7 protein-coding genes and 1 pseudogene are annotated in these 9,811 nt (G+C 39.9%); 4 read left to right on the top strand and 4 right to left on the bottom strand.

What is annotated here, in order from left to right; all coding sequences use genetic code 11:
* Positions 1-8: 8 nt before the first annotated feature.
* The 3 genes from BXY_RS07110 to BXY_RS07120 are packed head-to-tail and all read left to right on the top strand — an operon-like array spanning position 9 to position 2,368.
* The gene (locus BXY_RS07110; protein WP_009039285.1) at positions 9-926 is read left to right on the top strand and encodes a DUF2157 domain-containing protein; all 918 of its coding nucleotides are present in this window, start codon (positions 9-11) and stop codon (positions 924-926) included.
* Entirely contained in the window at positions 910-1,884 is a 975-nt protein-coding gene (locus BXY_RS07115) for a DUF4401 domain-containing protein (RefSeq protein ID WP_009039284.1), read from the top strand. The genes BXY_RS07110 and BXY_RS07115 overlap by 17 nt, the downstream gene beginning before the upstream one ends.
* Positions 1,871-2,368, top strand: a complete 498-nt coding sequence (locus BXY_RS07120) for a GDYXXLXY domain-containing protein (protein ID WP_015531565.1) — start codon at positions 1,871-1,873, stop codon at positions 2,366-2,368. Before BXY_RS07115 ends, BXY_RS07120 begins: the two co-directional genes overlap by 14 nt.
* Before the next feature lie 286 nt (positions 2,369-2,654).
* Here BXY_RS07120 and BXY_RS07125 read toward each other — a convergent pair whose 3' ends face one another.
* The 4 genes from BXY_RS07125 to BXY_RS07140 form a co-directional block, all read right to left on the bottom strand.
* On the bottom strand, positions 2,655-5,507 hold the full coding sequence (locus BXY_RS07125) for a PL29 family lyase N-terminal domain-containing protein (protein ID WP_015531566.1): 2,853 nt from the start codon (positions 5,505-5,507) through the stop codon (positions 2,655-2,657).
* Positions 5,508-5,881: 374 nt separating this feature from the next.
* Positions 5,882-6,820: a tyrosine-type recombinase/integrase gene (locus tag BXY_RS07130; protein ID WP_015531567.1), complete on the bottom strand. Its 939-nt coding sequence runs from the start codon at positions 6,818-6,820 to the stop codon at positions 5,882-5,884.
* Positions 6,821-6,981: 161 nt separating this feature from the next.
* Positions 6,982-8,619, bottom strand: a complete 1,638-nt coding sequence (groL, locus tag BXY_RS07135; RefSeq protein ID WP_015531568.1) for a chaperonin GroEL — start codon at positions 8,617-8,619, stop codon at positions 6,982-6,984.
* A 43-nt stretch (positions 8,620-8,662) separates the two neighbouring features.
* Complete coding sequence (locus BXY_RS07140; protein ID WP_004314007.1) at positions 8,663-8,935, bottom strand: co-chaperone GroES; 273 nt, start codon at positions 8,933-8,935, stop codon at positions 8,663-8,665.
* 244 nt (positions 8,936-9,179) lie between these two features.
* Between BXY_RS07140 and BXY_RS07145 the strand changes: the two are divergent.
* A pseudogene (locus tag BXY_RS07145) lies at positions 9,180-9,811 on the top strand (murein L,D-transpeptidase); the annotation flags it as partial.

Genomic DNA, 9,811 nt, shown 5'->3' on the forward strand with positions numbered 1-9,811 from the left:
AAAAACACATGGAAAAGACCGACTCTTCGCCTTTATCCCGACAAGCACTGTACGCTGATAAAAAACAATGGAATCAATTCCTTTCTGTTTTTTTATTGGCAGTGGGCGTTGGTTTTACAGTGGCAGGCATTATCTTCTTTTTTGCCTACAACTGGGATGAATTACCTAAATTTGCAAAGTTAGGAATAGTAGAGGTGTTATTAATAGCTTCTGTCCTGCTCGTTACATTCACCCGTTGGAATAAGCTCGTCAAACAGATTCTTCTGACCGGCGCTACGTTCCTGATAGGTACGCTTTTCGCTGTCTTCGGACAAATCTACCAAACGGGAGCCGATGCTTACGATCTTTTTCTGGGATGGACTCTTTTCACCATTCTCTGGGCGGTTGCTACCCGTTTCGCTCCGTTGTGGCTGACGTTCATCGGATTACTTTGCACTACGATATGGTTGTACAATATACAGATAGCTAATACCAACTCTTGGGAAATGACTTTGTTGGCCAATGCAGTAACCTGGATATGCGCCTTGGCAACGATCATCACGGAATGGATGAGCACAAAAGGTCATTTGGACAGAAACAATCGTTGGTTTGTCAGTCTTCTTTCACTGGCTACTATTCTACACACCAGTTTTCTGTTAATGATGGCAATCTGCGAAGAGAGCGCCATATTGTCTGTTCCCCTCATAAGCACTGTCCTTCTATTTTCTGCGGAACTTTGGTATGGATGGAAAGTAAAAAGCTTGTTCTATCTGGCTATCATTCCATTTGCCGCATTAATGATTCTATTGACTACATTCATATCACAAAGCAATCTTAGGGATGTTCAGATATTCTTCTACGGAGGAGTTATTGTCATCACCGGAACAACTTTGCTCATTTACATCATTCTTCATCTAAAAAAGCAGTGGTATGGCACAGAAGCATAACCTCACTATTCAAGTCGTATCCATTATCGGGGGAATCCTGACGGCTATTTTCTTTTTGGGATTTCTGGCACTTGCCAGAATCCTCCGCTCCGATATTTCTTGCTTGATTGCCGGAAGTATATTAATTCTCACTACGCTAACAATCAGCCGCATGGTAGTCCGGTCTTTTCTGGATGCAATGAACATCACTTTATACATAGCCGGATGTGTATTGATTGGCTTCGGTATAAATGCCAGCATTAATCTCCTCTTCATTACACTTATGGGAATCAGTATTCTCACATTCTTATTATCAAGAGGATTTATTCTCCCCTTTCTTTCAGTCATTCTGTTTAATATATCTTTCTTCGGAGAAGCTGCCCATGTCTTTTCTTCGTTTTATCCCTTGCAAATAGCCGTAGTCCCTATCCTTGGAGTATTTCTATTTACCAACATCTTTGAAAACAAGTTGTTTGAGTGTATAGGAACAGAGAATTACCTTTCCAAATACAAATCATTTCATTTCGGATTATTCGTATCCGGTATCGTCTCACTGGGAGGATTATCAATCAATTACATGATATCAGAAACAAATAGTTGGCTTGTGTCCTGCATACTGTCTGTTTGTATATGGATCGGAATTCTTATCATGGTTCAACGAATCATGCAGGTCATGAAAGTGGATCATCCGGTGAATCAGGTTGGTATCTACATTCTTTGTATTGTTATCTGTCTGCCTACCGTGTTTGCTCCTTATTTATCCGGTAGTTTGTTACTGATTTTAATATGTTTCCATTATGGTTACAAAGCGGAGTGTGCTGCCTCGCTCCTTCTCTTTATCTATGCTGTTTCCAAATATTATTATGATTTGAATTTGAGCCTGCTTACCAAATCCATAACGCTTTTCTTCATCGGAATTGCATGTATTACAGCCTGGTATTTCTTCACTCAAAAAAGAACAAGACATGAAAAAGTATAGCCGAATATTGATTATCGTAAACCTGATACTGCTATTGGGGTATTTCAACTGGTCGGTTTATCAGAAAGAGCAAACCTTGAAAGACGGACAGTTGGTTTTGTTGCAGCTAGCCCCCGTCGATCCCCGCTCTCTTATGCAAGGAGACTATATGAGACTTAACTACAAGGAAGCCTCATCAAATCTGCCAGATGAGCAAACCGACACACGCGGTTATGCCATACTCCGAACGGACAGTAATCAGGTAGGAGAAATTGTACGATTACAAAACACGTTGGAACCTGTAAACGACAATGAGCTAGTCATCAGATATAAAATAATAAATAGACGCCTCTTCCTCGGCGCCGAATCTTTCTTCTTTGAAGAAGGACAGGATACTCTTTATCAAAAAGCCGTATATGGCGGACTGAAAGTAGATGATAAAGGGCAAAGCTTATTCGTGGGATTGTATGATGAGGACTTTCATCTTATTCAATCCGATAAATAAAGACTAATAAGAAAACCCGGACTTTCGCAAGCCCGGGTTTTCTATATTCTCAAAACGTCTCCTTAATCTATAGGGAAATAAGGGACTAGCAAATTGGTTTCTAGTGCAAATAAGGAGACATTATGAAATAAAGAAAAGGGATACCTGTGGGAAATAAGGGAGGTATCCCTTTCTATAAGAAGAACAGAATTGGAAGGATTGACTTTCACAAGCCAAATCCTTCACTCTGTTTCTTCTCGGCGTATTCTTCACACAAGGTGAAGAAGGGTTTTCTTTTTATAGTTACTTAGTTAGCTCCATCAGCTTTCATTACTATCGGACATTTAACTTCTGTAACAGCTCCCCATGTATCTGTAATCTTCACTAAGGCATAACCTTCAACTTTAGATGCAATGGATAGGGTAGTAGCTTTCAATTGTACAGTTAATTCACCTTCAAACGCAACGGGAGTAGAAGTTGCCCCGGCTATTTCAGCATATTTGGCAATCTCTGAACTTAGTTCTATAGTAACATCTGTAACTCTACTATCTCTACTTGTCTTAGCAATTGTTACGGCAACGTCTTTTACATCTTTAACAGTAAAATCAGCAGGTTTAATCTTGAATAATTTTTCAGATTCCTTTATTGACAATACTTTAGCTTTACTAGCAGCAATATCAGGATGTGAACCTTCTTTGATTGCAGATCTTACAGTTAAGTTAAACTCTTTAGAAATTGTAGCCAAACGTTTATTTCCAAACGGCTGGTATGCAATGGTCATACGACGCGTTGAATATACACCATCATTCTTAGTTGATTTGTACAACGGAACTGCAATTACAGAGTTTGTTTTGTTAACTAACCAATTTGCACCCATTTCCGGATTATCATCAGTACCAAAGTTAGGAGCTTTCTCATCAAAAGATATATGTCCCTTATCTTCAGCGCTCATTTCATCAAAGAGTGCATACAAGTCTTGATTTACAACTGCATTAGATTTACCAGGGGTACCATAAGCAATAGCAGTTTCAGAACTTGTGAAATAAGCACTTAACGGTGTAAATGCAAATATACCTGCATTCTTAACTTCCACTTTCACATTTACCTTCTTAATTACTTCATCTCCCAATGTTGGTTGATAGTCCGGATTAATAATTTCCAAAACAGCATTATGCATTACAGCTGCAACCATAGTCGGATTAAATTGGAAGGCAATCTTATATCCTGTAACTTTACCTTTATTATCTGTTATAGTAACAGGTTGCGCACCAACAAGATCAATAGAACCACTTTCATAAGCATACTCATTGCCATTAACAGAAATCTTATCTCCAGCAGCAAATCCAATGCTCTTCAATCTTACAGTAGGTTTCTTCTTGCCAGTAAACTCTTTGTTCAGAATAGCGAATAAATCATCGGTTGAGTTAACAACAAGATCAGAGGTATTATTTGAAGGATCTGTGGCATCTGCACCCTTAGTCAGATTCCAAACAACAGCATCAGCGATAGTAATATCAGCACCCGTGTCATAAGTAAAGTTCACTGTAAAGGTTTTAGCATTACCTCCTTCAACTTTTGTACCGTCTGTTTTCAAGTAATTAACTTTCACTTCAATAGTACCTTGTTTTGTAGGTGAGGAAATAGTATTTGTAGCTTCGTCAAATACAGCACCAATAGCTTCCAAATCAGCTTTTTCAATAGAATAATAATGAGCTGCAACTTTGGACAATTCAGCAGCAAACAATTCATCAAGTTTTGCAGATGATGTATAAACCACATCTACTTCTTTATTAGTAATATCCAAAGCCTCATTTTTAGCAATAACCTTCACATCATAATTTGATATGATGTTATTTCCCCAAGCATCTTTAGCACGTAAAGCATAAGCTATCGCTTTATTATTCAAGTTATTATCGGCTGCTTTATCAGCAATCAAAGAAACTGTAAGATCATAAATTCCCTGATTCCATTTCTTTTCGCCATCCGCACGGGTGGTTAAAGGATTTTCAGAAAGATTCTTTTCTTTTGATAGAACTGTATAACAAACCTCCCCATGAGAATTAATCAATTCAACAGGATATTCAGAGAAGTCAACACTAACCGGATTGATTAATGCATGCATTACAGAGCTATTTGCACCAACTAAAGTAGTAGCTTTTTCTGTAGAACCATAAGTTACATTATGGAACTTAACAGTAGTACCTTTAGCCAATATACCATAATACATTGTTACCTCACTCATACCTTCACTAATTTTTCCATCAGCAATTGACACAACAGTCATGCTTGACAATTTATCAGCTGTTGGCAATATAATAGTTTTATCAGTATAAGTTCCATCTTCATTGAGTGCACCGACATGAAGTTCCCATGCTGGTCTGTCCGCTGCTTCAACAACATATACACTTGTTTGGGCATAATCTCCACGTACTAATTTGCCCTTAGTTCCATCTTCATTTACAGCATTGATATCCCAATAACACCAATAACCATCTTCGTCAATGAAAGGAGATACTCCGTCTGTACCTGCAGCCTGAGAACCTTTTACAAATTTGCCGGCGGCATCATCATAATAATACCAGTATCCATCTTCAATATAAGGAGACTTGCCATTTGTTCCTTCCGTGACTTCGCCGCGGTCGCCTTGTGCTTTATCTCCTTTTACGAAACCGCCCTTTCCATCATTAGCCTTATCATCCCAAAAATACCAATAGCCTTTATCACCATTAGTTCCATCCGCGATGTAAGGTGAATGTCCGTCTGTGGCTTTTGCATACCATCCGGTACCTTTTTTATCAATCAACCATTCTCCGGTCTCCGGATCAATAGTCACTTTCGATCCCGGAGTTCCCTGTCCACCAGCTACTCCCGGAGCACCTGTATCACCCTTGTCACCCTTATCACCTTTAGCACCATTTATGATACTATAAGATTTTCCATCGTTAAATGTTACCTTGAATCCACCAGTAACAGGTTCTACACTCTTCACCCAATTACCAGCATCTACAAATTTCTGCAGATCAGCGATGCTAGCCTTATTAGCATCAATCTGTGTTTGCAGATTGTCAATGTCATCATCGTAGTCTTTACAGCCTACATAGGTGACAGTAGAAAGTGCCAGCGCCCCGAAGAACATCACTTTTACAAATTTTCTTTTCATAACTACTTAAAAATTACATTAATAATATATGATTAAACACTAAGTTTCAATAATAGCATGCCCGTTACTTTGTAGGTAACGGAAGAACCTTTGTCCTGCTCTTCGGGAGTAGTCAATACTGAAAAACGATACGATATGCTACGAAACTTTTTTACCCCTGCTTTTGAAAGCAAGTAGCGGGGAGGGGAAATCTTGTGCAAAATTTAGAAGTTAACAAAGCCCTAATACAAAGAATCCGCGTGTTTTATCTGTCCTATTCCTTTTTTGAGTGGTTTATTAGAAAAAATGTATGATTTCGTTTGGTTGTTTTAAGAAATATGCTCATATTTGCACCGGTATTTATTCCCGTTACCTACAAAGTAACAGACTATTTATCAAGCGATTAATCCACTAATAGTACGCTTCACAAACTCAACGACCTGTCTATTAGCTTCATCTATTTTCTTATTCCTGAAAGGCTTCAGATACGTTTCAGTCACAGTGATGGAAGAGTGTCCCATTGCTTCGGAAATAATACCCGGATGAATCTCACAATAATAGGCTGTCGTAGCCCAAGTGTGACGTGCAGTATAAGAGCTCAATCTATCACCCAATCCCAGTAATTCGCCCAGCAACATCAACTGACGATTGAATGTGCGCAATGCCAACTGATATTCACGATAAGCCTCCGGAGTCCCTTCACGACTCTTTAACAAAGAAAACAGATAAGGAGAAGAACTGTCACGGTTCATATATCTCTTTACCAGAATCATCGCTTCTGCAGTTAGAGTCACCGACAAGGTGCGGCCTGTCTTACGTCTGCGATATGTAATCACATTGTCACGTAAATCACTTTTACGCAAATAGGCGAGATCGACAAAAGGCAAACCGCGCAATAAAAACATAAGGATAAATAATTCCTGTGCCTTGCGTAATGACGGAGAACCGACAAAAGCCTGTGATAACCTGGCAAATACTTTCTTTATATCCTCCTCACCTAACGCACGTTTATGATCGGCACGAGTACCTGTATAAACAGAACGGAACAAGTGAGGAACATAAGGTGCCTTACGAAGATCGACAGCACGATTATAAACTGCACGAAACGTGCGCAAATAAGTGGAGACGGTATTCCAACTACATCCACGACTACGAAGATGCACTTCGAACCCTTTTAACCACTCCGGACTCACCTCATAGAAGGTGAAATCCTCTTTCCCACAATAAGCAATGATGGCATTGAGACTGCTACGGTATACATGGGCAGTACCAAAGTTTCCCTCTATCTGTAGCCCACGGGCTACTTGCTTCATAAATGTTACTACTTTCAACATCTCTCGATTTATTAATAAATTAGACAATAAATATAAGGGTATTCCAACAATCGAACAAATTGAAGGCAGAGATGTTGCAGGAATGCAAAAAAAGAACCACCTTCCCTTATTAGGGAAAGTGGTTCTTATCTTCTTTATATATTCTTAAGCGAAAGCTGGAATTACATCATTCCGCCCATGCCTCCCATTCCGGGAGCGCCCATCGGCATTTCGGGCTTATCTTCCTTCTTTTCTACAATTACACATTCAGTAGTCAGGAACATACCAGCGATAGAAGCTGCATTTTCCAAAGCTACACGAGCAACCTTAGCAGGGTCTACTACACCGGCAGCATGCAAGTTTTCGTAAATGTCCAGACGAGCGTTGTAACCAAAGTCACCCTTGCCTTCACGTACTTTCTGAACAACTACCGCACCTTCTTTACCAGCGTTAGCAACGATCTGACGAAGTGGTTCTTCGATAGCACGTTTGATGATTTCAACACCGGTTGTTTCGTCAGCATTGTCACCCTTCATGCCGTCAATAACATCAATTGCACGGATATAAGCTACGCCACCACCCGGGATGATACCTTCTTCAATTGCAGCACGAGTTGCACGCAAAGCATCATCTACACGGTCTTTCTTTTCTTTCATTTCCACTTCTGAAGCAGCACCTACATAGAGAACAGCTACACCACCTGACAATTTAGCCAGACGTTCCTGCAATTTCTCGCGGTCATAGTCAGACTTAGTTGCCACGATTTGTGCTTTGATCTGTTCGCAACGTTCTTTGATGCTATCTTTGTTACCTGCACCGTTTACAACAGTTGTATAGTCTTTAGTAACTGTAACTTTGTCAGCAGTACCCAACATTTCGATAGTAGCTTGTTCCAGTTTCAAACCTTTTTCTTCGCTGATAACAACACCACCTGTCAGGATAGCGATATCTTCCAACATTTCTTTACGACGATCGCCGAAGCCCGGAGCCTTCACAGCACAGATCTTCAATTGAGAACGCAGACGGTTTACTACCAATGTAGTCAACGCTTCGCTATCTACATCTTCTGCAATTACTAACAGAGGACGACCTGTTTGTACAGCCGGTTCGAGGATAGGCAAGAAATCTTTCAGGTTAGAAATCTTCTTGTCATAGATCAGGATGTAAGGTTTCTCCATCTCACATTCCATTTTTTCTGTATTTGTCACGAAGTAAGCTGACAAATAACCACGATCGAACTGCATACCTTCTACTACACCGATAGTAGTGTCTGTACCTTTTGCTTCTTCGATAGTGATTACACCGTCTTTAGAAACTTTACGCATAGCGTCAGCAATCAATTTACCGATTACCGGGTCGTTGTTTGCAGATACGGTTGCAACTTGTTCGATCTTGTCATAGTTGTCACCTACAGTTTCAGCCTGATCCTTGATTGATTCTACCACTTTGGCAACAGCCTTGTCGATACCACGTTTGATATCCATCGGGCTAGCACCGGCAGTTACGTTCTTCAAACCTTCAGCTACGATAGCTTGTGCAAGAACGGTTGCAGTAGTTGTACCGTCACCGGCATCGTCACCTGTCTTAGAAGCAACTTCTTTTACCAGCTGTGCACCAGTATTCTGGTAAGCATCTGCCAATTCGATTTCTTTTGCTACTGTCACACCGTCTTTTGTGATGTGCGGAGCACCGAATTTCTTCTCAATGATAACGTTACGTCCTTTCGGGCCCAGAGTTACTTTTACTGCATTTGCCAAAGCATCGACACCTTTTTTCAATTGGTCACGGGCATCGATATTGAATAATATTTCTTTTGCCATCTCTTTATTTACTATTTAAAGATTTACTATTTACTATTATTAATTAACCCAAAACAGCGAGAACATCGCTCTGACGCATGATAAGATATTTAGTACCTTCAACGTCAAGTTCTGTTCCGGCATATTTACCATAAAGAACTGTATCGCCTACTTTCAATACCATCTCTTCATCTTTCGTACCGTGACCTACTGCCACAACTTCACCCTTCAAAGGTTTTTCTTTTGCTGTATCAGGAATAATGATACCACCAATTGTTTTTTCTTCTGCAGGTGCAGGGAGGATAAGCACTCTGTCTGCTAATGGTTTAATGTTCATAGTTACTTGTTATATTTTAGTTATACATTTAATTGTAGATGTTATCCACCGTCTTTCAGGCGGAACGCTAAAGTTATTGCGAAAAGCGTGCCAAAGTAAATAAATGATTCTTTGTCAGAAATAGACTGACAAAATGACTGACAACTTGCACTGTATGGCAAAAAAGTATATTTGTCACCTACTTTTTAAACAAAACAAAAGGATTATTCCTTATAATGATGTATATTCGTAAACGAACCATCAAATGCACTGTATAAATAATATGAATAGAATAGCATCCGGCCTCATCATTGCCTCTTGCGTCTTCTACTCCTGCACTTCGCGTACAGGGGAGATTTCTCCTGTACATGAACAACAACAGACAGATTCGCTGTCGCAAGATACAATAACTCAACCCGAGGTTAAACCTGTTGAAAAGAAACTCACAGCAGAACAGATACAAATCACCAAAGATTTATTGTATGACCAATATACATTGGAAGACACCTATCCTTATAAAGACACTACCCGGCAATTTCAATGGGACAAAATCAAAGAACGGCTGGCTTTGCTTGAAAATATACAGTTGCAGCCTTCCACTTGGGCAATTCTCCAGAATTACAAAAATAGAAATGGAGAAGCACCGCTTGTGAAGAATTTCAAAAGAAACGCTTACGGACGGGTGGCGGATACTCTCGGCATAGAACGTTACCAATCCGTTCCGCTTTATTTGTTGACCGACACATTAGTGCCCGAACGATACGGGCAGGATGGAGAACTAACCCGTTTTATCGAAGATGGGGAAAAATTCATAACAGCAGAGCCAATGTTTACCGGAGATGAATGGATGATTCCTAAAAAGTATGTCAAAGTAATCGGAGATACGATTGTTTTCAA

Source organism: Bacteroides xylanisolvens XB1A (genome assembly GCF_000210075.1).
GTDB lineage: Bacteria > Bacteroidota > Bacteroidia > Bacteroidales > Bacteroidaceae > Bacteroides > Bacteroides xylanisolvens.